We start from the raw sequence: 23,679 nt of genomic DNA on the forward strand, positions 1-23,679 counted from the left end.
CGAGGCGGGCATCAGCCGAGCTCCAGGACGCGTGCGTGGATGGTGGTGCGCTGCTGCAGCGCGGAGCGCAGCGCCCGCTGCAACCCGTCCTCCAGGTAGAGCTCGCCCCGCCACGCGACCACGTGCGCGAACAGGTCGCCGTAGAAGGTCGAGTCCTCGGCCAGGAGGACGCGCAGGTCGAGCTGCGTCCGGACGGTGGTGAGCTGGTCCAGCCGGAGCTGGCGGGGCGGGAGGTGCGCCCAGTCACGCGTGCTGACGAGGCCGTGGTCGGGGTAGGGCTTGCTCTCGCCGACGGCCTTGAAGATCACTCGTGAACCCTACCGACCGACCCGCCGCGCGGGTGGGGTGGCTGAGGTGGCTCGCGTGGAGGTTTCGCGAAGGTGCGGGCCGCCGCGGTCGACGTCAGTCGCCGAGGTCGCCGCGGAACGTCTCCACGCGCTCGGCGCGCGGTGACCCGCCGTGCTCGGACACGCCGTCGCCGGAGTCGTCGTCGGAGCCGTTCCACCCCGGCACGTGCACGAAACGTGAGACCACGGTCCCGATCGCGAGCAGGATCGTCGGGTAGACGGACAGGTAGACGCGGAACGCGGTCGCCGGGTCGTCGCCGGGGTCGGCGCCGTTGCGGAACCCGAAGAACAGCGTGAGCGACGCGAGCGCTCCGGCCACGATGAGGCCGTTCAGCCGGCCGAGCACGCCGAAGGCCGAGAGGAAGATGCCCTCGCGGTGGATGCCGTGACGACGGGCGTCGTCGTCGAGGACGCGCGCCATGATGAGGTCGTTCGTCGCGAGCACGCCCGAGTAGCCGACGGCGATGCACAGGCCGGCGAGCACGGCCGTCAGCAGGGAGTCGGCGAAGTAGATCGGCACGAACGCGAGCGCCGCGATGGGCAACGCCGTCTTCCAGACCCGCTCCGCGCCGTACCGGCGCACGGCCCGCGCCCACAGCGCGAGCATCCCGATCGCGCCGACGACGACGGCGACCTGCAGGATCGTCGCCTCCAGCCCACCGCCGCCCAGCACGTAGCGGACGTAGAACTGCAGCCCGTTCAGCACGATGGCGATCGCCGAGCCGTAGCAGGCGTTGACGACGCCGATCGTCCAGAAGTAGCGGTTCGTCACGATCTGGCGGATCGAGGCGAAGAACGGCGGGCGCTTCTCGTCCGCGATCGCCGGGTTCTCCCTGATGCCGAACGCCATGTACAGGATGACGCCGACGCCGATGACGCCGAAGATGACCGCCAGGCGGGAGTAGCCGACGGTCGGGTCCGTGCAGCCGACGGCGTCGACCGGGCAGCCCAGCACGTTCTGCGCCAGCACCGGGGTCAGCCCGAGCGCCAGGATCATCGCGACCAGCTGCGCGCCCTGGCGGATGCCGTTGGCGGAGGCCCGGACGCGCTCGGCCGGGAACAGCTCCGGCAGGAGCGCGCCGTAGTTGGCGTTGATGAGCGAGTCGGCCATCTCGCTGAGGATCGCGAAGACCGCGAACCAGATCACGAGCGACGTCGCGGACGCAGCGACCGAGCCCGGCACGCTGAACAGCGCGATCATCGCCCCGAGGAGCACGAGCGACCCGACGACCAGGTACGGCTTGCGCCGCCCCCAGCGGGATCGGGTGCGGTCGGAGAGGTAGCCGAAGACGGGGTTGTCGATCGCGTCGAGGATCCCGTAGATCGCGTAGACGCCGGCGAACACCGTCGCGTCCATCCCGAGGAGCTCGACGTAGAAGTAGAGCATCGAGCCCTTGATCAGGTTGATCGGGATCGAGGTGCCGAACATGCCGACCCCGTACCTGAAGGGTGAGGTGCGGCGCTGCCCGCGGTCGGCGGGGACCTGCTGCTGCATCGTCAGACCGTGCTTCCGGGCACGAGGTGGGGCGGGAGGACGAGGTTCTCCCCGGGGGTGCCACCGCCGTCGAGCCGGCCGATCAGGATCCGCGCGGCGGCGTCGACCATCTCCACCAGGGGGTTGTGGACCGTGGTCAGGCGGGGGGTCATCGCGGCGGCGGCGCCGAGGTTGTCGAACCCGACGATCGCGACGTCCTCCGGCACGCGCAGCCCGCGGTCCTCCAGCGCGTGCCTGACCCCGACCGCCATCACGTCGGAGGCCACCACGAGACCGTCGAGGTCCGGGTGGCGGTCGAGCAGGCGATGGGCCGCGGCCTCGCCGCCGGCCGCGGTGAAGCCGCCGTCGTCGACGGCGTCGGCCGGGAGCCCGGCGTCGGCCAGCGCGCGGGTGAACCCGTCGAGGCGGTCGATGGCCGCGGTCATGTCGGTCGGACCGGTGACCGTGCCGAGCCGGCGGCGTCCGGCGTCGAGCAGCGTCTGGGCGGCGAGGCGGCCGCCCTCGACGTTGTCGACGTCGACGTAGCTGATCCCCTCCGACCTGAACGGGCGCCCGATGAACACCACGCTGCGCGAGCCGCGCAGGGCGTCCTCGAGGCCGTCGCCCCGGTGCGGGGACGTGATGATCGCGCCGTCCACGTGTCCGGCACGGAGGTAGCGGGCCATCTGCCCGACCGGCTGCCCGGCGTGGTTGATGAGGAGCACGAGCTGCGTCTGCGTGCCGGCGAGCGCGCCGCTGACCCCGCGCACGACGCCGAGGAGGAACGGGTCGGAGACGAACAGGTCGTCCGGTTCGGGGATGACGAGCGCGATCGACCCGGTCTGGGACGTCGCGAGCGCGCGGGCGGCTCGGTTGGGGGTGAAGCCGAGGTGGGCGATGGCGGCCTCGACGGCGGCCTGCGACGCGGGCGAGACCCGATCGCCGCCGTTGATGGCGCGACTCGCCGTGGAGCGTGAGACACCGGCCTCGCGCGCCACCTCGTCCAGGGTGGGTGCCTGGTGCGTCACGTCGACTCCGATCACTGACCGCGGACGGTCGAGGTGCCGCGACCACGGGAATCGTACCGGCGGGACCCGCGTGGGTCGTTCCTGCGGGAGTGCCGCGAACCTACGACGCCGTCGCGGGACCCCCCGGGTGGCCCGCGTCGCCGGGACCACCGCCGGTCAGCCGCGTCCACAGGAACGTGTAGGCCAGCGCGGCCATGTGCGCGGCCTGGGTGTTGGTGGCGGAGCCGCCGTGCCCACCTTCGATGTTCTCGTAGGACGTGACGTCCTTGCCCGCCTCGAGCATGCGGGCGGCCAGCTTGCGCGCGTGCCCCGGGTGCACGCGGTCGTCCTTGGTGGAGGTGGTGAACAGGACGGGCGGGTAGGAGCGCTCGGAGTCGAACAGGTGGTACGGGGAGAACGTCCGCAGCGCCTCCCACTCGGCGGGGTCCTCCGGGTCGCCGTACTCCGCGACCCACGAGGCTCCCGCCAGGAGCAGGTGGTAGCGCTGCATGTCCAGCAGCGGGACCTGGACCACGACGGCGCCGAACAGCTCGGGGTACTGGGTCAGCATGTTGCCCGTCAGCAGGCCGCCGTTGGACCCGCCCTGCACCCCGAGGTGCTGGGGCGAGGTGAGGCCGCGCGTGACGAGGTCGCGCGCGACGGCGGCGAAGTCCTCGTACGCGCGGTGCCGGTTCGCCTTGAGCGCGGCCTGGTGCCAGGACGGTCCGTACTCGCCGCCGCCGCGGATGTTCGCGACGACGTACACGCCGCCCCGGCTGAGCCACGCGCGGCCGAGACCGCCGGAGTAGCCCGGCGTCAGCGAGATCTCGAAGCCGCCGTAGCCGTACAGCAGCGTCGGCGCGGTGCCGTCGAGCGCGAGGTCCTCGCGGCGCACCACGAAGTAGGGCACGCGCGTGCCGTCCTGCGAGGTCGCGAAGTGCTGCTCGGCGACGAGGCCGTCGGCGTCGAAGAAGGCGGGGGCGGACTTGAGCGGTTCGACCGCGGTCTCCGCGCCGTGCTCGTCGAGGCGGACCAGCGACAGCGTCGACGGCGTGAGGTAGTCGGTCGAGGTCATCCACAGGGCGTCGGCGAGGTCGCCCTCGCCGTCGCGGTCCACACCGGCGACCCCGACGGTGCCGAGGGCGGGGGCGGCGGTGAACGGGCGGCGGGCCCAGTCGCGGGGCTCGCCGCCGTCGACGGACTCCGGGGGCGTGAGCACCTCGAGCCGGTTCTTGACGTCCTCGAGAACGTTGAGCACGAGGTGGTGGCGCGTCCAGGTGGCGCCGACGAGCGCCGTCGACGGTGTCGGGGCGAACAGCGTGGTGAACGCGCGCGACCCGGCGCGGAACGCCTCGAACTCGATCGCGACGAGCGATCCGCCCGCGTGCGTGGCCCCGCCGACCTCCCAGTCGTCGCGCAGCTCGACCAGCAGCCAGCTGCGGTGGACGCCCGCCTCGGCCGAGGCGGGCACGTCGAGGAGCTCGAGCCCGCCGTCGGGCAGCAGGAGGTGGAGCTCGCTGGTGTAGAAGGTCAAGGCGCGCGAGACCCAGTCGCGCTCGAAGCCCGGGGTGCGGTCGTGGTGCGCGGAGATGTACAGGTCCGTGGTCTCGCCCTCGTAGACGATCTCGGCCTGCTCCAGGCTCTGGCCGCGGCGCACGCGGCGCGCGCGGCGGGGGTAGCCGGAGGAGGTGGGCTCGCCGTCGGCCGCGGACTGCACGAACACGGTGTCGCCGTCGATCCAGCTCAGGCCGCCCTTGGCCTCGGCGCGGTAGAACCCGCCGTCCTCGGGGGCGATGAACTGCTTGGTGGTGAGGTCGAACTCGCGCGAGACGTCGGCGTCGCTGCCGCCGTGGGAGAGGTCGACGATCGCGCGGGTGAAGGCGAGCGGACCCGTGCGCAGCAGCTGCGCGCCGTGCCAGACCCAGTCCTCGCCCTCGGCCTCGTTCAGCGCGTCGACGTCGAGCAGCAGCTCCCACTCGGGGCGGTCCGTGCGGTAGCTCTCCAGCGAGGTGCGGCGCCACAGACCGCGCTCGTGGTCGGCGTCGACCCAGACGTTGTAGAGGTGGTCCCCCGCCTTGCCGACGGCGGGGATCTTGTCCGCCGAGTCCAGCACCTCGAGGACGGACGCCTTCGTCGAGGCGAACCGGCGGGTGCCGGTGAGGGCGGCCTCGGCGTGCGCGTTGCGCTCGCGGACCCAGGCCAGGGCGCGCTCGCCCTCGACCTCCTCGAGCCACAGGAACGGGTCGATCGCGTGATCGGGAGCGGCCGCGGGCGTGCCGGAGGTCTCACTGGTCATGCCCCCGACCCTACGACGCCCCCCGACCCCGCCGAGAATGCCGGTGGGCCAGGACCGCGCCACCCGCTCGACCCAGGACCTGTCCCGAGAACGGCCGGTGCGGCTCGAGCGGGCTGCTGGAGCCGCACCCGGCGTTCTCGCCCGGCGTTGCGACCGGCGGGTCAGTCGCCGTTCGGGTGGGACGGGACCCTCGCGGAGAGGATCGAACCGTCCTCGCGGACCGAGCCCTCGATGTCGCGCACGCTGGGCCGGCCCTCGCGCTGCTCGATCCGCGTCACCGGCACGCGCGTGACGCCGCCGCGCGCGACGAGCACCTCGGCGCCCTGCACGTGCACGCGGAGGCTTTCGGCGTCACCCGTCTCGAGCTCGAAGAGCATCTCCTCCGGCAGCACCGTCACGCGCAGCCGGTTGCCCCCGAGGGTCAGCCGGTAGGACAGCGAGTCCCAGCCCGCGGGCAGGCGCGGGTCGAACGTCCACCCGCCCAGGTAGTCGCGCATGCCTCCGAAGCCGCTGACGAGTGCGTTCCAGACCCCGCCGAGCGAGGCCACGTGGACCCCGGCGTCGGCGTTGCGGTGCAGGTCGGCGAGGTCGACGTAGACCGCGGAGGTGAAGTACGCCGCGGCGAGGTCGCCGTAGCCGACCTCGGCCGCCACGATCGACTGCACCACGGCCGACAGCGTGGAGTCGCCGGTGGTCAGCGGGTCGTAGTACTCGAAGTTGGCGAGCTTCTCCTCGAGCGTGAACTCGTCGCCCTGGAGGAACAGCGCCAGCACGACGTCGGCCTGCTTGAGCACCTGGTGGCGGTAGATGACCAGCGGGTGGTAGTTCAGCAGCAGCGGCCGCTTGTCCGCCGGGGTGTTCGCCAGGTCCCAGATCTCCTTGGACAGGAAGTCGTCGTCCTGCGGGTGGATGCCCAGGTTGTCGTCGAACGGGACGTGCATGCCCTCGGCGATGCGCGCGAGCTCGACGATCTCCTCCTCGCCCAGCGCGAGGCGGTCGAGCACGCGCTGGTACGCGTCGGCGTCGCGCCCCGCCAGCGACCGCAGCGCGCGGACGGCGGAGCGCAGGTTCGCGCGCGCCATCACGTTGGTGAACAGGTTGTCGTTGACGACGGCGGTGTACTCGTCCGGACCCGTGACGCCGTGGATGTGGAAGACGGGATCGGCGTCGCCCGCCTCGCGCCAGAAGCCGAGGTCGGCCCACAGCCTGGCGGTCTCCACCAGCACGTCGATCGCCTCCCGGTCGAGGAAGGAGGTGTCGCCGGTGGCCGTGACGTACTGCGTCAGCGCGTGGGCGATGTCCGCGTCGATGTGGTACTGCGCCGTTCCTGCCGCGTAGTAGGCCGACGCCTCCTCACCGTTGATCGTCCGCCACGGGTACAGCGCCCCGCGCTGGTTCAGCTCCTTGGCGCGCTGCCGGGCGTGGTCGAGCATCGAGTAGCGGAACCGCAGCGCGTTCCTGGCGAAGTACGGCGAGGTGTAGGTGAGGAACGGGAGCACGTAGATCTCGGTGTCCCAGAAGTAGTGCCCGTCGTAGCCCGATCCGGTCACACCCTTGGCGGGAACGCCGGCACCCTCGGCGCGCGCCGACGCCTGGATGAGCTGGAACAGGTTCCACCGGACGGCCTGCTGCAGCGCATCCTGTCCGGTGATCTCCACGTCGCTGCGCGCCCAGAAGTCGTCCAGCCACGCGCGCTGCGCGTCCAGCACGGGCTGGATGCCGGTCTCCTTGACCCGGTCCAGCACCCGACGGCAGCGGTCCACGAGCTCGACCGCGGGCACGCCACGGGAGGTGTGGTAGCTGACGACCTTGGTGATGCGCGTCGTCGTGCCGGCCGTGGCCTGGATCCGGTAGACGTGCTTGGCGAGGTCGTCCTCGACCGAGGAGCGGATCTCGTAGGCGTCCGTCGTGGCGATCGTGTGGTCGGCGGCGACGGCGAGCGTCATCCCCGAGGAGGTCACGCGGTAGCCGAGCACGCTGCGGCCGTCGCCCTCCCACGCCACCTGGGGCTGCAGCACGCGGCCCGACAGGTTCGCGGCGCGGCGCGGGTCGAAGCCCGACCCCATCGCCGCGTCCTTGACGTGGTACTCGTCCTGACCGTCCTGGCGGTTGAGGATCTGGCACGAGACGGCGACCGGGGCGTCGGAGTCGACCATCGTGATCTCGTAGTCCATGACCGCCAGGTGGCGCTCGGCGAACGAGACCATCCGGCGGCTGCGCAGCCGCACGCGCTTGCCCGACGGGGTGCGCCACAGCAGCTCGCGGGTCAGCACGCCGTCGCGGAAGTCGAGCGAGCGCTCGTACTCCTCGAGGTCGGCCACGCTCAGCAGGAGCGGCTCGTCGTCGACGTAGAGCCGCATGATCTTGGCGTCGGGCGCGTTGACGATCGTCTGGCCGACCTTGGCGAACCCGAAGGCCTCCTCGGCGTGGTGGATCGGCCACACCTCGTGGAAGCCGTTGACGAAGGTGCCGTGCGCGTAGGAGTCACGGCCCTCCTCGATGTTCCCGCGCAGCCCGAGGTAGCCGTTGCCCACCGAGAAGAGCGTCTCGGTGGTGCCCAGGTCCTCGGACTCGTAGCGCCGCTCGCGCAGCGCCCACGGGTCGATCGGGAAGCGGGAGCGGTCCAGCGGGTCGGCCGTGCTCGGCGGCCTCACGCCACCGCCCCGTCCGTCACGAGGTCGCCCAGGTCGTCCACGACGGCGTCGGCGCCGTGCGCGACCAGCTCGTCGTGCCCGGCTCCGCGGTCCACCCCGAGCACGAGCCCGAAGGCGCCGGCGCGGCCGGCGGCGACCCCCGAGATGGCGTCCTCCACCACGACGGCGCGGTCCGCGGCGACGCCGAGCTGGGCCGCGGCGTCGAGGTAGGTGTCGGGGGCGGGCTTGCCGGCGATGCCGCGGGCGGCGGCCACCGCGCCGTCGACGATCACCTCGAAGCGGTCGAGGAGACCGGCGGCCGTCAGGACCGCGCGCGCGTTGCGGGAGGAGGAGACGACGGCGACGGCGACGGCGTCGTCCCCCGTCCGCGCGGCGAGCGCGTCGAGGAACGCGATCGAGCCCGGGTACGCCGCGACGCCGTCGGACTCCAGGACGGAGGTGAAGACACCGTTCTTGCGGTTCCCGAGGCCGCACACGGTCTCGAGCTCTGGGGCGTCGGTGGGCTCGCCGTAGGGCAGCACGATGCCGCGCGAGGCCAGCAGGGAGCGGACGCCGTCGTAGCGCGGCTTGCCGTCGATGTGGTCGAAGTAGTCCTGCTCGGTGTAGGGGGCGGCACCCCGGGCGGCGAGGTAGGACTCGAACAGGCGGGCCCACGCGAGCATGTGGACCTCGGCCGTCGGCGTCAGGACGCCGTCGAGGTCGAACAGCACGGCGTCTAGCGGGTCGAAGCGGCTCACGGCATCCTCTGCGGACGGAAACGGACGTGCTCCGAGCCTATCCGCCGCCCGTTCGGGCCCGTGTGTCAGAGTGGATCGACGCAAGACGAAAGGGAGTGCCGTGACCCACACGCCTCGGGCCGCACTGGTCTACAACCCCGTGAAGATCGACACCGACGCCGTGCGCCGGTCGCTGGAGGCGCTGGAGGCCGAGCTCGGCTGGTCGGAGACCCTGTGGCTCGAGACCTCGAAGGAGGACCCCGGCCAGGGCCCGGCGCGCGAGGCGCTCGAGGCGGGGGTCGATGTCGTGATCGCCGCCGGCGGCGACGGCACCGTCCGCGCGGTCGCCGAGGCGCTCCGCGGCTCCGGCACCGCGCTCGGCCTGCTCCCCTCGGGCACCGGCAACCTGCTCGCGCGCAACCTCGGGCTCGGGCTCGACGACGTCGACCACTCCCTGCGGGTGGCCCTGACGGGGACCGACCGCGCGATCGACAGCGGTGTGATGACGCTGCGTCGGCAGGACGGTGGCCGGACCGACCACACGTTCGTCGTCATGGCGGGCATGGGCCTCGACGCCCGGATGCTGTCCGAGACCGACGACGACCTCAAGAAGAAGGCCGGCTGGCTCGCCTACGTCCAGGCGATCTCCCGCGTGGTGAAGGACCCCAACGTCCTGCACTTCACGTTCCGGCTCGACGACAACGAGCCCCGCAAGGTCAAGGCGCACACCATCATCGTGGGCAACTGCGGCACGCTCCCGGCCAACATCCTCCTGCTGCCCGACGCCGCGGTCGACGACGGCGTGCTCGACATCGTCGCGCTCCGCCCCGAGACGTTGCTCGGCTGGGTGCAGGCGCTGACCAAGATCATCTGGGAGAACGGCATCGTGCGCCGGCTCCCCGGTGGCCACAAGGCACCCCGCTCGAAGGTCGAGTCGCTCGTCTACTCCACCGGCAAGGACCTGGACCTGCGCCTGGACGAGCCGGCCGAGGTCGAGCTCGACGGCGATCCGTTCGGTGAGGCCATCGGCTTCAAGGTGAAGGTCGACCCGGGCTCGCTCGTGGTCCGCGTGCCGCAGGACTGAGTCCGGCGGAAACCCCGCCGGCTCCTCCCGTCACGAGAGCAGCGCGCGCAGCTCGCTCTCGACGGCGGGGGCGCGCCGGGGGTCCATCGTGACGCCGTCGGTGTACAGGTCCACGAGCCGCGGGTCGACGTAGCTGGTCCGCGCGATCGACGGCGTGTTGCCCAGCTCGGCGGCGGCCGCCTCCATCGCGCGGGCGACGGCGCGGCGGCGCGCCACCTGCGTGGGCTGCGTCCCCTGGCGCGCCAGCTCGACGGCGGCCGCGGCCGTCCCGTGCAGCGTGCGGAAGTCCTTGGCGGTGAAGTCGCCCCCCGTGCGCGCGCGCACGTCCTCGTTGATCTCCTCCGCGCTCAGCGGGTGCCACGTGCCGTCGTCGTGCTGCCAGGCGATGAGGCGCGCGCGAGGGCCGCGGCGCTTCAGGCGCGCGACGAGCACGGCGAGGTCGGGGTCCGTCACCTCGCTGGACCACTCCTGGCCGCTCTTGGCCGGGAACTCCAGCACCACGGTGTCCCCACCGCGGACGGAGGCGTGCGCGCCGAGCAGCGTGGTGAGGCCGAACGACCCGTGCTTCTTCACGTACCGCTCGGAGCCGACCCGCAGGTTGGCGCTGTCGAGGATGCGGAACGCGCCCGCGAGCACCCGCGCGCGGCCGAGGTCCTCGCGCCGCAGGTCGAGGGTGACGCTGCGCCTGGCCGCCGGCAGCGTGGCGGCGAGCTCGAGGGCCCTGGCGTACTTCGCGCGGTCGCGGCGCTCGCGCCAGGCCGGGTGGTAGAGGTACTGGCGGCGCCCGGCGTCGTCGATCCCGGTCGCCTGCACGTGACCGTTCGGGTACGGGCAGATCCACACGTCGTGCCACGCGGGCGGGATGGCGAGCGACGTGATGCGCTCGCGGGTCTCGGCGTCGGTGACCCGGGCGCCGTCGGCCCCGCGGAAGCTCCAGCCCCGGCCGGAGCGCACGCGCGTGAGACCCGGACCGCTCGTGGTGCTGCGCCGCAACCTGACCATGGTGGCGACCCTAGGTCCCCGCGTGCGCCCGGAGCCAGGACAGCTCTCCCGCGACGGCGACCGGGCGCTCGGTGGCGGTGAGGTGCCCGGTCCGGGGCAGCCGCGCGACGCGGGTGCGCTCGTCGCCGCGCCGGGCACCCTCCATCGCGGGCAGCTCGCGGTCGGGCGGCGTGGCCGTGTCCTCCTCGCCGAACAGCAGCAGGACGGGACCCGCGAACGCCTCGAGCGTGTCGGCCCGCGGCGCGCGCGTGGCGATCGCCTCGGCCAGCCACGCGGCCCCGGCGGCGGAGGTGTCGGCGATGATCTCCCGCACGGCCTCGAGCAGCTCGGGCTGCTCCCGGCGCGACGTGGCGCCGAGCGCGTCGTCCTCGCTGTCGGCCACGGGGCCGATCGAGTCCTCCGCGCGCAGTCGGGCCGCGTCGCGACGGCGCTGCTCGGGATCGTCCGGCGCCCCCACCCCGACGCTCGTGCTGCTCAGCGCCAGCGCGGTGACCCGGTCGGGATGGTCGGCGGCGAGCTGGAGGGCGACGTAGCCGCCGGTGGACAGGCCGAGCACCGTGGCCGCCTCGACCCCCGCGGCCGTCATGGTCGCGGCGACCAGCGAGGCGACGGCGGCCATGGACGGCGCGGTCGTCGGCACACCGCTGGCGCCCAGACCCGGCAGGTCGATCGTCAGCACGCGCCACTCGCGCAGGTGCGGCAGCAGCGGGTCCCACGTGCGCGACGACAGCGGGAAGGCGTGCAGCAGCACCAGGACGGGTGCGCCGCCGTCGCCGTGCAGCGTGTGCGCCAGCACCTCGGTCACAGCGTGGCGACCGAGCCCGAGTCGACCCGGTAGTTCGCGCCGTTGACGAAGCCGGCCAGGTCGGAGCACAGGAACGCGATGACGGGGGCGACCTCCTCGGGGCGACCGCGACGGCCGAGCTCCATGTACGGGCGCTCCTCCTCCAGGAAGCTCTCGATCGCGGCGTCCCGGTCGGTGCCGAGCTCGTCGGCGCGCTTGTCCATCATCGCGTCGGTCATCGGCGTCTCGATGAAGGCGGGGGAGACGCTGTTGACCAGCAGGCCCTCCGACGCGTAGCTGCGCGCGAGGCCCCTGGCGAACGACAGCAGCCCGGCCTTGGCGGCGCAGTAGGGAAGCTCGTCGTCGTAGGGCTGCACCGCGTCCTCGGAGTTGAGGTACACGATGCGGCCCCAGCCGCCGCGCCGCAGCGCCGGCAGGAACGCCCGCGTCACGCGGATCGGGGCGAGCAGGTCGGTGGTCAGGGTGTCGACCCAGCCGGCGTCGTCGATCTCGTGGAAGAGGCCCTGCGCGCCCGTGACGCCCGCGGAGTTCACGAGGATGTCGATGTCGCCGACGGCGTCGCTCACCTCGCGCTCCAGGCGGGCGATCTGCTCGAGGTCGTCCAGGTCGGCGGCGACGGCGTGCACGCGGTCACCCTGGTCGCCCAGGCGCTCCACCGCCTCGGCGAGCGAGCCGGCGTCCTTGTCGCTGACGACGACGCGCACGCCCTCCGCCAGCAGCAGCCGGGCGGTCTCCCAACCGATGCCGGAGTCGGCGCCGGTGATCAGTGCGGTGCGTCCTGCGATGCCGAGGTCCATGTCTCGTCCTTCTGCTCGGGGAGGGTGGTGGTGGTGCTGACGGGTGGTGGGGTTCAGGTGACGGGTCCGACGTCGCCGCGCCGCACGCTGTCGATCGTGAGGGCGGCGTTGACGAGCGCCAGGTGGCTGAGGGCCTGCGGGAGGTTGCCGACGTGCGCGCCGGTCGCCGGGTCGAGCATCTCGGCCATCACGCCGACGTCGTTCGGCACCTCGCGCACCAGCTGCTCCATCAGCGCCTCGGCCTCCGCGAGCTGACCGCACAGCGCGCGGGCGGCGACCATCCAGAACGAGCAGGCGACGAACGTCTCCTCCTCCTGCGCCATCCCCGTGTAGCGGTGCAGGTGCGGACCCTCGCCGAGCTCCTCGGCCAGGGCGTCGAGCGTGCGCCTCATCCGGTCGCCGCGCTCGAAGCCGCTGATGGCGTGCAGCAGGATCGAGGCGTCCAGCTCGCCGCTGCCGGGGTAGAACTCGTAGGCGCCGAGAGTCTCCGACCACGCGTGCTCCTCGACCCAGGCCCGGATCGCGTCGGCCTCGTGCCGCCAGCGCTCGACGTCGCCGTCGATCTGCCCGACCTCGGCGAGGTGGGCGGCGTGCGTCAGCGCCTGCCAGCACCCGAGCTTGGAGGTGGTGTAGTGGCGGTCCTCCTCCAGCTCCCACATCCCGGCGTCGGGGCGGCGCCAGTCGTCGGCGGCCCTGTCGGCGACCGTGGTCAGGAGGCGGCCCGTCGGGGCGTCCAGCACGTTGCCGTTGTCGACGTAGACCTGCACGGTGCTGAACAGGTCGCCGTAGACGCCCAGCTGCAGCTGGTCGGTGGCGCGGTTGCCGGTGACGACAGGCTGCGACCCGCGCCACCCGGGCACGTCGTAGGAGGTGACCTCCGATCCGGGAGCGCTGCCGTCGAGAGCGTGCAGCACGCCGAGCCGGTCGGTCTGCTCGCGCAGGATCCGCAGCAGCCAGGTGATCGAGGCGTGCGTCTCCTCCCGCACCCCGAGCTGGAACAGCGCTGTCAGCGAGAACGCCGTGTCGCGGATCCACGAGTAGCGGTAGTCCCAGTTCTTCGACGTCGTCGCGGACTCCGGGAGCGACGTCGTCCCGGCGGCCGCGATCGCCCCGGTGGGGGCGTGGATGAGCTGCTTGAGCACGAGGGCGCTGCGCGCGACCTGGTCCGAGAACGGGCCGCGGTAGGTGAGCATCGTCGCCCACCGCTGCCAGGCCTCGACGGTCCGGTCGACCCCGGCGTCCACGTCGGCCGGATCGGGCAGGAACAGCGGTTCGTCGTTCGTGCTGACCACCCCGATGAGGTGGCGCGAGCCGGGGGAGGTGACGAAGTCGGCGGTGATGTCGCGACGCGTGATGTCGACGTCGGTCTCGTTCAGGGTGCGGACGGCGAGCGTGAGGCCGTCCACCCGCAGCACGGTGCCGTGCTGGGTGTCGCTGATCCACGGTGAGGCGGTGCGGAGCCGGGTACCGGGGGCGACCGTGCCGCGCAGGCGGACGCTGCCCGTGACGCCGTCGATCCGGCGGGCGAGCTCGCACCACGGCAGCCGGCCCGCGAGCCCGGTGTTGAGGGAGTCGGTCACGCGAACGGTGCCCGAGTCGGTCGTGTAGGTGGTCTCGAGCACGTTGGTGCCGGGCAGGTAGCGCCGGGACGTCAGGAACGGCTCCTCGGGTGCGAGGCCGAGCCGGCCACCCTCCTGCGCGTCGAGCAGCGCGGCGAACACGGGAACCGAGTCGAGGTCGGGCAGCGGCAGCCAGTCGATGTCGCCGTCGCGCGCGACGAGCGCGACCGTGCGGCCGTCGCCGATGGTGGCGTAGGTGCGAAGATCGGCATACCCGTCGTCGTCCCGACCGTCGACCGGCGCGGGGTCCTCGCCCGTCGTGGCGTCCAGCGGAACGCTGCCGACGCGCCACGGCAGGGGGGTCGGGCTCGGGTCGTGCTGGGGCGACATGCGGGGTCCTCACGGATCGGATCGGTCGTCATCGATCGAACCACGGGGGTCGCGAGAACCGTCCGATCGGTTTCCGCCCCGACCGTTCGCCCGCCGGTCGCCCGGTGCTCGCCGGGGCGTCATCCTGGCGCCCTAGGTTCGCGCCGTGACCACCCACCCCCTCCCGCGCACCGCCGCCCGCCGCCGCGCCGCCCGTCCCGCCGCCGCCTGCGCCGGCATCGCCGCCGCCGGCGTCGCCGCCGCCCTCCTGGTCGCGGTGCCCGCCGCCGCCGATCCCACCGCCGTCGAGCCGATCCGGTTCTCCGCCCCCGGCGCCGCGCTCGACCTGACGCCGGTCGCCACCCACCTCGACGGCGCGTTCGAGGAGAGCGCCGCCGAGATCGTGACGTTCCACGCCCCGACGCAGCAGGCGTTCGTCGTGAACGCGCGCGCCGGCGTCGTCGACGTGCTCTCGACCGCGACCGCCGGTGACCTGACGAAGGTCGCCACGCTCGACGCCACGGCCGTACCCGGCGTCGGGGCGGGTGCGGTGGCCAACTCGGTCGTCGTGCGCGCCGACGGACTCGTGGTCGTCGCCGTCGAGAACCCGGTCAAGACCGACGCGGGCTGGCTCGTGTTCTTCGACGCGACCGCGCACACCGCGCTGGGGTCGGTGCCGGTCGGCGCCCTGCCCGACATGGTGACGCTGACCCCCGACGGGACCGCCGCCGTCGTGGCGAACGAGGGCGAGCCCGCCGACGACTACTCGATCGACCCCGAGGGGTCGATCGCCGTCGTCGCGCTGCCCGCCACGCTCACGGCGCCCGCCGCGGCCGACGTCCGCACCGCGACGTTCCACGCCAACGAGGCCGACGGGACGCGCGAGCTCCCCGCCGGGGTGCGCGTGTTCGGCGAGCAGCCGCACGGCGCCGACCGCCCGGTCTCGCGCAACCTCGAGCCGGAGTACGTCACGGTCGCGGCCGACGGCCGAACGGCCTGGGTCTCGCTGCAGGAGGCCAACGCGCTCGCCGTCGTCGACCTCGAGGCGGCCGAGGTCACCGACCTCCTGCCGCTCGGCACGGTCGACCACTCGCAGGTCGGCTCCGGGATCGACCCGAGCGACCGCGACGGCCGCGTGGACGTGCGCACCGTCCCGGTGCACGGGCTGCCGATGCCCGACTCGATCGCCTCGTACAGCGCCGCGGGCGAGACCTACATCGTCACCGCCAACGAGGGTGACGCACGCGAGTGGGGCGACTACGTCGAGGCCGAGCGCGTGAAGGACCTCGGCAAGGGCGGACTGGCGCCGATCTGCGCCGACAGCCCCGCAGCCGGCCTGCGCGGCGACGCCGACCTCGGTCGCCTCGAGGTCACGATCGCCTCCGGCCTGAACGCCGACGGCACCTGCTACGAGCAGCTGCACTCCTTCGGCACGCGCTCGATCTCGATCTACTCGGCCGACGGCGAGCGCGTGTTCGACTCCGGCCAGCTGTTCGAGGACGTCGTGGCGCAGGCGATCCCCGAGTTCTTCAACTCGAACCACGCCACGAGCGACCTGGAGTCGCGCAGCGACGCCAAGGGCCCGGAGCCGGAGGGCGTCGCGCTCGGCCGGATCGACGGCCGCACCTACGCCTTCGTCGGGTTCGAGCGCGTCGGCGGCATCGCCGTCCTCGACGTCACCGTCCCGGCGGAGACCTCGTTCGTGACCTACATCAACAACCGCGACTTCTCCGTCTCCGCGGGCGACGCGATCGAGGACGGCGGCGACCCCGCGCGGGTGCTCGCCGCGGCGGGCGACCTCGGTCCCGAGGGCCTGGCGTTCATCCCCGCCGAGGGTTCGCCCACCGGCACCCCCGCGCTGCTCGTGGGCAACGAGGTCTCCGGCACGACGACGCTCTACGAGATCGACGCGGAGATCAGGTTCACCGACACGGCCGGCAACGACTTCGCCGAGGCGATCGACTGGCTCGCGCGCGAGCGCATCTCGACCGGGTGGGTGACGGCCGACGGCACGCGCGAGTACCGCCCGCTGCTGCCCATCGCGCGCGACGCGATGGCGGCGTTCCTGTACCGCTGGGCCGGATCGCCCGCCGTCGAGCTGCCCGGCACCTCGCCGTTCGCGGACGTCTCGACCGACGACCAGTTCTACCGCGAGATCGTCTGGATGGAGCAGGAGGGCCTCGCGACGGGGTGGGCCGAGGCCGACGGCACCGCGACCTACCGCCCGCTGCAGCCGATCGCGCGCGACGCGATGGCCGCGTTCCTGCACCGCGCCGCCGGCTCGCCGACCGTCGGGCTGCCGGCGTCGTCGCCGTTCGTCGACGTCGAGCCGGGCGCCGCGTTCTACGACGCGATCGTGTGGATGCAGTCGACGGGCATCGCCACGGGGTGGGAGGGCAACGACGGCCGCGACCTGTACCAGCCGCTGCAGCCCGTCGCCCGCGACGCGATGGCGGCGTTCCTGTGGCGGTTCGACCAGCGCCTCGGGTCGCCCGAGGTCGGCTGACGCCGGAGGACCCGCCCCACCCCGTCCCGCGAGAGCGACCCGTCCGCGCCGAGAGCGACCTCGTCGAGGTCGTTCCGGACGCGGGCGGGTCGCTCTCGGCGTCGGAAGGGCCGCGGCGCTGCGGCGCTGCGGCGCGGCGGCATTGCTGCGGCTGCGCTGCGTAGGGTCGGGGGATGGAGACAGCCCTGGAGATCGCCGCCGCCGTCCGCCGCGGTGAGGTCGGCGCCGTCGAGGTGACGACGGCCGCGCTCGAGCGTGCGGCGCGGCGGGGACCCGCGGTCGGGGCGTTCGTCGAGCTGACGCCGGAGCTCGCGCTCGCGCAGGCGCGCGAGGTCGATGCGGCCGTCGCGCGGGGCGAGGGCGGCGACGGCATCACGGGGCTCGAGCTCGCCGGGGTGCCGATCCCGGTCAAGGACCTCAACCAGGTCGCGGGGGTGCCGCTGCGCGCGGGGTCGCGCGTGCTCGCCGCGCAGCCGATCGTCCCGGAGGTCGACGACGGCACCGTGGTCCGGCTGCGCGAGGCGGGCTCGACGATGATCGGCAAGACGGCGACGCCGGAGTTCGGTTTCCCGCCGTACACCGAACCGCGCACGGGGCCGGACGGCTCGATCGTCGCGGCGCGCACGCCGTGGGACCTGCGCCGTGGGGCCGGCGGTTCCAGCGGTGGCGCCGCGGCCGCCGTCGCCGCCGGGATCGTGCCGCTCGCGCACGCGTCCGACGGCGGCGGGTCCATCCGCATCCCGGCCGCGAGCTGCGGGATCGTCGGGTTCAAGCCGTCGCGCGGACTGGTCAGCACGGGTCCGTGGGGTGTGGACGGGAACGGGCTCGCGACGCAGGGCGTCGTCTCGCGCACCGTGCTGGACACGGCGCTCGCGCTGGACGTGCTGGGCCGGGGGTGGCCGGGCGACGGGCCGCGGCCCGGCCGGTCGGGGGCGCCGCGTGCGTCCGGCGGCCTGCTCGCGGCGGCGCTGGACGGCGACGACGACGGGGCCGTGCGCGGGCTGCGCGTCGGCATCCTGACCGCCCCCGTGGTGGCGGGCGACGCCGTCGTGCACCCCGAGGCGGTGGCGGCGGCCGAGCGGGCGGTGCGGACGCTGGAGGCGGGCGGCGCCGTCGTCGGGACGGCGCCGGTGCCGTTCACGCCGCAGGAGTGGCTGGCGTTCATGCCGCTGTGGTCGGTCGGGGCGCTGACGCTGCCCGTGCCGGACGAGGCCGAGGAGCTGCTCGAGCCCCTGACGCGCTGGCTGCGCGAGGTCGGGCGGTCGGTGTCGGGGGCGGACTACGCGCGCGCCGTGGCGGATGCGCAGCGGGTGGCGCGGCAGGTGGCGACGGCGTGGGACGCGTTCGACGTCGTGGTGACGCCGTCGCTGGCCGGACCGCCGGCGCCGGTGGGCTCGATCAGGAACGACGCCGACCCCGCGCGCGACTTCGAGGACCAGAAGCGCTTCACGCCGTGGACGTCGATCGCGAACATCGCGGGGCTGCCGTCGGTGTCGCTGCCGGTGCACCGCGCGGTCCTCGACGACGTCGAGCTGCCGTTCGGCGCGATGCTGACCGGACGACTCGGGCAGGACGGCGCGCTGCTCGCGACCGCGCGCCACCTGGAGCTGGCCGACCCGTGGCCCGCTCCGCCGTCGCCCACGCCGTGATCGCGCGGGGGAGAATGGACCCATGGACATCCCCGTGACCGATCGGCTGCTGCACGCGCACGGTTTCGCGACCGACACCCCCGACCACCTGCGGGCGCTGACGGGGGACGACGCCGTGGCGCGCGAGGCCGCCGTCGAGCACCTCGCCGGCGCCGTGATCCACGAGGGCACGCCGTGGCCCGCGACCGGACCGGTCGCCGCCTACGTCGCCGATCTCGTCAGGGCTCGGGCGACCGAGGACGCCGTCCACGAGGCGCTCGTGGACTTCCTCGCGGAGGTCGAGGAGGCCATCGAGATCGCGGAGGACGACGGCGGGGAGGCCCAGCAGCGCGCCGACCTGGCCGAGCTCGGGCGGGACCTCGAGGCCGAGCTCGCGCTCGTGCACACGACGAAGGACCTCGATCTGCAGTTCGTGGACGAGGAGTTCGCGGACCTCGTGCTGACGCACGCCTACCTCGGTGTGCTCGCCGTGGCCCCCGCCGTGCGCGAGGCGCTCGCGACGGCGTCCGACGACGCCTGAGGTCGCCCCGAAAGTGCCTCGCGAACGCCCGAAACTGCCTCGCGAACGCCCGGAAGTGCCTCGCGAGTCAGAGGCGGAGCAGGGCGAGCTCGACCCGTTCGGTGACGTAGTCGACCAGCCGGACCGGCTGCGCCCCCGCGCTCCAGGTGAACCAGACCTCGCCGTCGCGCTCGGCCAGGGGCGGGGTGCCGACGACGGCGGCGCGCCAGTCCAGGTGGACCACCCGACCGTCGGGGATCCCGCCCCGGCGCGCCTGCGTGCGCAGGTCGGCGCGGTGGCGGGCGGAGTCGGCGGTGTAGCCGCGCGTGGTCTCCCGCTCGGTGCGCACGACCTCGCCGGGGAGCGCGAGACCGCCGTCGGTCAGCAGGAGCAGCGCCCCCAGGCGCCACGCCTCACCGACCTGGATGACGCGGTCGCCGCGCCCCACGCCGAGCACGCGGCGCGGGGTGCGGCGCAGGCCCAGGACCTCACCGGGGACGCCGCCCGCGCGGAGGCGGGCGACGGCGTCGAGAACCAGGTCCTTCACCCTCGCATCGTCGCACGACCACCTGGGCCGGGGCGGGTCAGGTGGTCGGCCCGGCTCAGGCGGTCACGGCCCGCGCGAACACCACGCGGTTCTGGTCGTGCCGCTGCGAGCTCGTGTCGAACTCTCCCGTGCACGTGATGAGCCGGAGCTCGTCGGTGGGAAGGGCGCCGAAGACCTCGCCGGTGGGGTAGTCGTCCTTGAAGAAGTTCTCGACCCGGTAGACCTCGTAGGCGTGCACGACGCCGTCGACGTCGGTCACCTCGGCGCGGTCTCCGACCTCCAGCTCGGTCAGGCGGAAGAACACCGCGGGTCCGGTGGGGGAGTCGACGTGGCCCGCGATCACGGTCGGGCCGCGGCCGCCGGGGCGGCCCCCGCCCGAGAACCAGCCGACGCGGTCCCAGTCGTTGGGGACCTGCATCGTGCCGTCGTCCTTGATGCCGAGGCTCATCATGTCCTCGCTCACCTCGATGTCGGGGATCGAGAGGAACGCGGGGTCGACGCCGACGCCGAGCGAGGGGGCGGGCTCGGGCTGCGGTGTCACGGGCTCGGCGGGCGCCGGCTCCGCCTCCGGGGCGGTCGCCGTCGCCTGCTCCGGGGTGGGGGTGGTGCTGGCGTCCGCCTTGGTCGCGGCCGGAGACGGCTGCGCGGCGGGCGGGGTGGCGTCCTTCAGCGTCGGGTCCTGACCCGAGCACCCCGCCAGGAGCGCCGCCGTCAGGAGCGCGGCGACGCCGGCGAGCACCGGTCGGGCCGCGCGGGCGGGTGAACCCGCACGGCCCCGGCGCGCCGCCCCCGCGAGGGGAGCGACGCGACGGGCCGTGGTCATGCCCGGTTCTGGCGGACGCGGTAGGCGCCGAAGCCCGCCGCTCCCGCGGCCACGAGCACGCCCGCGCCCACGAACGGGAGCATCGAGGTGCCCTGGTCGGCGGTGCCGCCGCCGCCGGTCTCGAGGCCGCCCAGCGGGACCTGCGAGAGCTGGCCGCGCACGACGCCGGCCGCGTAGTTCACGGTGTGCGAGTCGCCCGTGAAGCCGGCCGGGTTCGCCTCGATCTGGGCGAGCGTGAAGCCCTCGCCGGTGTCCGCGCCGGCCGGGGAGGTGATCCCGGTGGTGAACGGGCCCTGGAGGCAGCCGGAGCTGGTCCGCGGTCCGTCGCCGACCGGGGCGGGGTTCGGGAAGGAGATGCGCGGCGGTCCGGGCTGGCCGACGGCCGCCTCGTGGATGTGGGTGGCCGTCTTCGCGGGGCTCTGGTAGTCGCCCGTGACGCCCTCGAGGGTGATGTCGTAGCAGATGATCTCGAGGTCGGAGTTGATGCGGAAGGTGAACTCACCCATGGCGCCGGGCTCGCCCGGCGTGGCGACGCCGTCGTTGTTGATGACGGCCTCGGGCGTGGCCCAGACCGTGAAGGCGCTCGTGAAGGTGTCGGGCTCGGCGACCTCGGTGTCGGCGCTGGCGGGGCCGGCGACGAGCATCAGGCTGAGGGCTCCGACACCGGCGACGCCGGTCAGGAGCGTGCGGCGGCGGGACGTGTGCTGGGTCATGGCTCGTACCTCTCGTGGTGGGGAGGGCGGCGGTGCGCCTCGATCACCAGGTGTTACCGCCGTCACAGGCGGTGCGTTCACGCGATCACGAAAGAATTTTTCGGTGAACGCGACGGGCCCGTGGCGCGTACTTCTTTGCAGACGCCGTGGGAAGGTCGCGGCCCGGACCAGGGTGGGGAGGCGCGCTGTGCTTACGATGACGCGTCCGGGTTCGGGAGCACCGAGTGGGAGCGTGGTCACGCTGGCAGGTCTGCGCGCCGTTCCCCACGCGCCCGACGACGACGGTGACGACCGCCTCGACGCCGCTGCCGACGTCGCTCCCCGCCACCCGATCGCCTTCGACGTCGCCGACGCCTACGACAGCCACGCCCGCGAGATCTTCGGCTTCGCCCTCAACGCCGTGCGTGATCGCGGCACCGCCGAGGACTGCGTGCAGGAGACGTTCGTGCGCGCGTGGCGGGCGCGCGACCGGTTCGACGTCACGCGCGGCGGGGTGCGGACCTGGCTGTTCGCCATTGCGCGCAACGTCGTCAAGGACAGCTACCGCCGCGGGGAGCGGATCCCGGAACCGGTCGACGACGGCTCGTTCCCCGAGGTTGCGGGCGCCGGCCCGACCGATCCGGTGGAACGTCTCGCGATGACCCAGGCGCTCGCGACGCTGAGCGAGGAGCACCGCGAGGCGGTGGTCGCTGTCCACCTCGTGGGGGTGGGCTACCCGGAGCTGTCGGAGCGCCTGGGTGTGCCAGTCGCGACCCTGCGCACCCGCACCTTCTACGGACTGAGAGCACTGCGGCGCCACCTGGAGCAGCAGGAGGGGACGAGATGACCGACCACGTGAACGAGGGGTTCGAGGACCGCGCGGCCGAGCTGATGGCCGGTGCGCTGGCGGGCGACCTGGACGCCGGCGAGCGCCGCGAGCTGGCGGCGCTGGTCGAGGCCGACCCCGCGCTGCGAGTCGAGCTGGAGCAGCTCGGCGCGACCGTGGCGGACCTGCGGCGCGACGTCGCGGACTGGCGCGAGGAGACGCCGTCGGACGCCCTGCGCGCGCGGGTGCTGGGGGCGACCACCGACGCCCCGGTCCCGCAGCCGGCGCAGCAGCGCCGCGCGCGGGCGCCCCGTCGTCGCTCGTTCTGGGCACCGGCGGCGTGCTTCGCCGGCGGTGTGCTCGTCACGGCGGCGGGCTTCGTCGTCGCCCCCGGGCTCCAGGACGGGCCACCGCAGGGTCCGCCCGGCACCCTCGGCGCGGTCGAGGCGCTCGCGCTCGACGGCGGCCCCGGTGCGGTCGACGGCGCCAGCATCGACGCCTCGCTCGTCGCCCACACGTGGGGCACCGAGACCGTGCTCGAGATCGAGGGCCTGCCGGTGGGCGAGGGCTACGACGTCGTGCTGATCGGTCCGGACGGTCAGGAGTACGACTCGGGCTCGTTCCTCGCCAGCGCGGTGACGATCGACTGCCGCATGAACGCCGCGGTGATGCGGGCCGACGTCGAACGGCTCGAGATCCGCCAGGACGACGGCGCTGTGGTCACGGCCGCCACGCTGCCGGACGCGGTCGAGCAGGGCTGAGAACCGCCGGGCCCCTGCGCCCTACGCGGGGACGAGCGGGAGCAGGTGGATCGCCGTCAGCGGCGCCAGCGGCAGCGTCCGCGCCTCCGCCACGGTCACCCACACCGCCTGCTCGATCTCCGCTGCAGGGGCGACGGCGTCGACCTCCTGCGTCGTGAGCAGCACCGTCCACGCGTGCGCGAGCACGTGGTGGTCGGGCTCGTTGGCCGCCTCCGCCGAGAACGTCCCCAGGGGCTCCAGCCGGTCGACGGCGATCGTGAGTCCCAGCTCCTCCGTCACCTCGCGGACGAGCGCGACGTCGGGTGCCTCGCCGCCGTCCGGCTTGCCACCCGGCTGCATGAAGGCCTCGGTGCCGCGCTTGCGCACGAGCAGGAGGCGTCCGGCGCCGTCGTGCAGCACGCCGGCCGCGACGACGATGGTCGGCACGCTCAACCGTCGTGGCGGCTGCGGATCCCGACCGTGACCAGGCCGGCGACGGCGAGCACGACGAGCGCCCCCACGCCCCAGATCAGGGCCCGCCAGATCCAGGGCGGGAACGCCGAGGACGTGGCCGACGCCGTCGCCTCCAGCGTCAGCGGGGTGTCGTAGGTGGTGCTCCAGGTGACGGTCGAACCGTCCACGACGGCGAGCTCCTCGCTGCCGCCGACGTCCGTGACGTCACCCGGGAAGGTCAGCGCGAGCCGCACCGTGGAGTCGGCGGCGCCGGGTCGGGGCTCGCCCTCGGCCGCGGGGGCGGGCACGTCGGGCTGGACCGTCGCGTCGATGACGCCCGCGACGACGAACTCGTCGCCGTCCCTGGTGACGAGCGGCGTGCCGCCGAGCGTGAACGAGGCGAGCGGGACGTCGTCGAGCACCAGCTCGGTGCCGTACCAGCCCGGTTCGGGAGTGACGGCCGAGGCGGTCACCCCGGCGAGGTCGCGCAGCCCGGGAAGGGCGCGCGTCTCGATCGTCGTGACCTGCGCGACGACGGCCTGCTGCGACGCCTCGCTCTCGTCGGCGAGCTGGCCGAGGATCTGGATCGTGCCGCTGACCGTGTTGGCGCGCGAGACCGTGAGGTCCCCGTCGGTCCTGACGCATCCGGACAGGACGACCAGCGCCAGGAGGGCGGAAAGGGCAGCAGCGATCCCGCGGATCCGACGCCTGTGCATGGGCTGATCGTGGCACAGCCACTGCCGCGAGGCCTGTTCACACGCCCGAGGGGCCCTGGCGTGATCGAGATTGAGCGGAGTAGACTCAACTTTGCGTCCGGTGTACCCGGCGGCTGGA

21 protein-coding genes are annotated in these 23,679 nt (G+C 73.7%); 6 read left to right on the top strand and 15 right to left on the bottom strand.

The window, feature by feature from the left end:
* Positions 1-11: 11 nt before the first annotated feature.
* The 6 genes from SERN_RS15300 to SERN_RS07615 all read right to left on the bottom strand — a co-directional run bounded on the left by SERN_RS15300 (position 12) and on the right by SERN_RS07615 (position 8,515).
* On the bottom strand, positions 12-308 hold the full coding sequence (locus SERN_RS15300) for a type II toxin-antitoxin system VapB family antitoxin (RefSeq protein ID WP_158292609.1): 297 nt from the start codon (positions 306-308) through the stop codon (positions 12-14).
* Positions 309-402: 94 nt separating this feature from the next.
* Complete coding sequence (locus SERN_RS07595; protein ID WP_135849496.1) at positions 403-1,842, bottom strand: MFS transporter; 1,440 nt, start codon at positions 1,840-1,842, stop codon at positions 403-405.
* A gap of 2 nt (positions 1,843-1,844) precedes the next feature.
* A complete protein-coding gene (locus SERN_RS07600) occupies positions 1,845-2,849 on the bottom strand; it encodes a LacI family DNA-binding transcriptional regulator (RefSeq protein ID WP_135849497.1) in 1,005 nt (334 codons plus the stop codon).
* A gap of 100 nt (positions 2,850-2,949) precedes the next feature.
* Positions 2,950-5,124: a prolyl oligopeptidase family serine peptidase gene (locus tag SERN_RS07605; RefSeq protein WP_135849498.1), complete on the bottom strand. Its 2,175-nt coding sequence runs from the start codon at positions 5,122-5,124 to the stop codon at positions 2,950-2,952.
* Positions 5,125-5,285: 161 nt separating this feature from the next.
* On the bottom strand, positions 5,286-7,778 hold the full coding sequence (locus SERN_RS07610; protein ID WP_233251535.1) for a glycoside hydrolase family 65 protein: 2,493 nt from the start codon (positions 7,776-7,778) through the stop codon (positions 5,286-5,288).
* Entirely contained in the window at positions 7,775-8,515 is a 741-nt protein-coding gene (locus SERN_RS07615; protein WP_135849499.1) for an HAD family hydrolase, read from the bottom strand. Before SERN_RS07615 ends, SERN_RS07610 begins: the two co-directional genes overlap by 4 nt.
* 100 nt (positions 8,516-8,615) lie before the next feature.
* Between SERN_RS07615 and SERN_RS07620 the strand changes: the two genes are divergently transcribed.
* Positions 8,616-9,578 (top strand): diacylglycerol/lipid kinase family protein, encoded by a 963-nt coding sequence (locus tag SERN_RS07620; protein WP_233251536.1) that lies wholly within the window; start codon positions 8,616-8,618, stop codon positions 9,576-9,578.
* A gap of 30 nt (positions 9,579-9,608) precedes the next feature.
* On the opposite strand, the gene SERN_RS07625 is transcribed toward SERN_RS07620, so the two are convergent.
* The 4 genes from SERN_RS07625 to SERN_RS07640 are packed head-to-tail and all read right to left on the bottom strand — an operon-like array spanning position 9,609 to position 14,131.
* Positions 9,609-10,580 carry a DNA topoisomerase IB gene (locus tag SERN_RS07625; protein WP_135849501.1) on the bottom strand — a complete coding sequence of 324 codons (972 nt, stop codon included), beginning with the start codon at positions 10,578-10,580 and terminating at the stop codon, positions 9,609-9,611.
* 10 nt (positions 10,581-10,590) lie between these two features.
* Positions 10,591-11,385: an alpha/beta fold hydrolase gene (locus SERN_RS07630; RefSeq protein WP_158292610.1), complete on the bottom strand. Its 795-nt coding sequence runs from the start codon at positions 11,383-11,385 to the stop codon at positions 10,591-10,593.
* Positions 11,382-12,182, bottom strand: coding sequence for an SDR family NAD(P)-dependent oxidoreductase (locus SERN_RS07635; RefSeq protein WP_135849503.1), 801 nt, complete (start codon positions 12,180-12,182; stop codon positions 11,382-11,384). The genes SERN_RS07630 and SERN_RS07635 overlap by 4 nt, the downstream gene beginning before the upstream one ends.
* 53 nt (positions 12,183-12,235) lie before the next feature.
* The gene (locus SERN_RS07640; RefSeq protein WP_135849504.1) at positions 12,236-14,131 is read right to left on the bottom strand and encodes a glycoside hydrolase family 15 protein; all 1,896 of its coding nucleotides are present in this window, start codon (positions 14,129-14,131) and stop codon (positions 12,236-12,238) included.
* Positions 14,132-14,276: 145 nt separating this feature from the next.
* On the opposite strand from SERN_RS07640, the gene SERN_RS07645 reads away from it, so the two are divergent.
* The 3 genes from SERN_RS07645 (at position 14,277) to SERN_RS07655 (ending at position 18,785) form a co-directional block, all read left to right on the top strand.
* Positions 14,277-16,616 carry a choice-of-anchor I family protein gene (locus SERN_RS07645; RefSeq protein WP_135849505.1) on the top strand — a complete coding sequence of 780 codons (2,340 nt, stop codon included), beginning with the start codon at positions 14,277-14,279 and terminating at the stop codon, positions 16,614-16,616.
* 173 nt (positions 16,617-16,789) lie between these two features.
* Entirely contained in the window at positions 16,790-18,265 is a 1,476-nt protein-coding gene (locus tag SERN_RS07650) for an amidase (protein WP_135849506.1), read from the top strand.
* A gap of 22 nt (positions 18,266-18,287) precedes the next feature.
* Positions 18,288-18,785: a hypothetical protein gene (locus SERN_RS07655; RefSeq protein ID WP_135849507.1), complete on the top strand. Its 498-nt coding sequence runs from the start codon at positions 18,288-18,290 to the stop codon at positions 18,783-18,785.
* A gap of 67 nt (positions 18,786-18,852) precedes the next feature.
* Here SERN_RS07655 and SERN_RS07660 read toward each other — a convergent pair whose 3' ends face one another.
* Genes SERN_RS07660 through SERN_RS07670 form a run of 3 tightly spaced genes read right to left on the bottom strand, consistent with a single transcriptional unit; the run spans position 18,853 to position 20,847 of the window.
* A complete protein-coding gene (locus SERN_RS07660; protein WP_135849508.1) occupies positions 18,853-19,311 on the bottom strand; it encodes a glutaminase in 459 nt (152 codons plus the stop codon).
* Between the two features lie 55 nt (positions 19,312-19,366).
* The gene (locus SERN_RS07665) at positions 19,367-20,134 is read right to left on the bottom strand and encodes a class F sortase (RefSeq protein WP_135849509.1); all 768 of its coding nucleotides are present in this window, start codon (positions 20,132-20,134) and stop codon (positions 19,367-19,369) included.
* Positions 20,131-20,847, bottom strand: a complete 717-nt coding sequence (locus SERN_RS07670; RefSeq protein WP_135849510.1) for a CHRD domain-containing protein — start codon at positions 20,845-20,847, stop codon at positions 20,131-20,133. The genes SERN_RS07665 and SERN_RS07670 overlap by 4 nt, the downstream gene beginning before the upstream one ends.
* A 232-nt stretch (positions 20,848-21,079) precedes the next feature.
* Here SERN_RS07670 and SERN_RS07675 point away from each other — a divergent pair, with 232 nt between their 5' ends.
* Together SERN_RS07675 and SERN_RS07680 are read left to right on the top strand one after the other, a co-directional pair.
* Positions 21,080-21,673, top strand: coding sequence for an RNA polymerase sigma factor (locus SERN_RS07675; RefSeq protein WP_199241540.1), 594 nt, complete (start codon positions 21,080-21,082; stop codon positions 21,671-21,673).
* Entirely contained in the window at positions 21,670-22,413 is a 744-nt protein-coding gene (locus tag SERN_RS07680; RefSeq protein ID WP_135849512.1) for an anti-sigma factor, read from the top strand. The genes SERN_RS07675 and SERN_RS07680 overlap by 4 nt, the downstream gene beginning before the upstream one ends.
* Positions 22,414-22,434: 21 nt before the next feature.
* On the opposite strand, the gene SERN_RS07685 is transcribed toward SERN_RS07680, so the two are convergent.
* Together SERN_RS07685 and SERN_RS07690 are read right to left on the bottom strand one after the other, a co-directional pair.
* Positions 22,435-22,839 (bottom strand): NUDIX hydrolase, encoded by a 405-nt coding sequence (locus tag SERN_RS07685; RefSeq protein WP_135849513.1) that lies wholly within the window; start codon positions 22,837-22,839, stop codon positions 22,435-22,437.
* A 2-nt stretch (positions 22,840-22,841) separates the two neighbouring features.
* The gene (locus SERN_RS07690; RefSeq protein ID WP_135849514.1) at positions 22,842-23,561 is read right to left on the bottom strand and encodes an LppM family (lipo)protein; all 720 of its coding nucleotides are present in this window, start codon (positions 23,559-23,561) and stop codon (positions 22,842-22,844) included.
* Positions 23,562-23,679 lie beyond the last annotated feature (118 nt).

This window comes from Serinibacter arcticus, assembly GCF_004786095.1.
GTDB classification, from domain to species: Bacteria; Actinomycetota; Actinomycetes; order Actinomycetales; family Beutenbergiaceae; genus Litorihabitans; species Litorihabitans arcticus.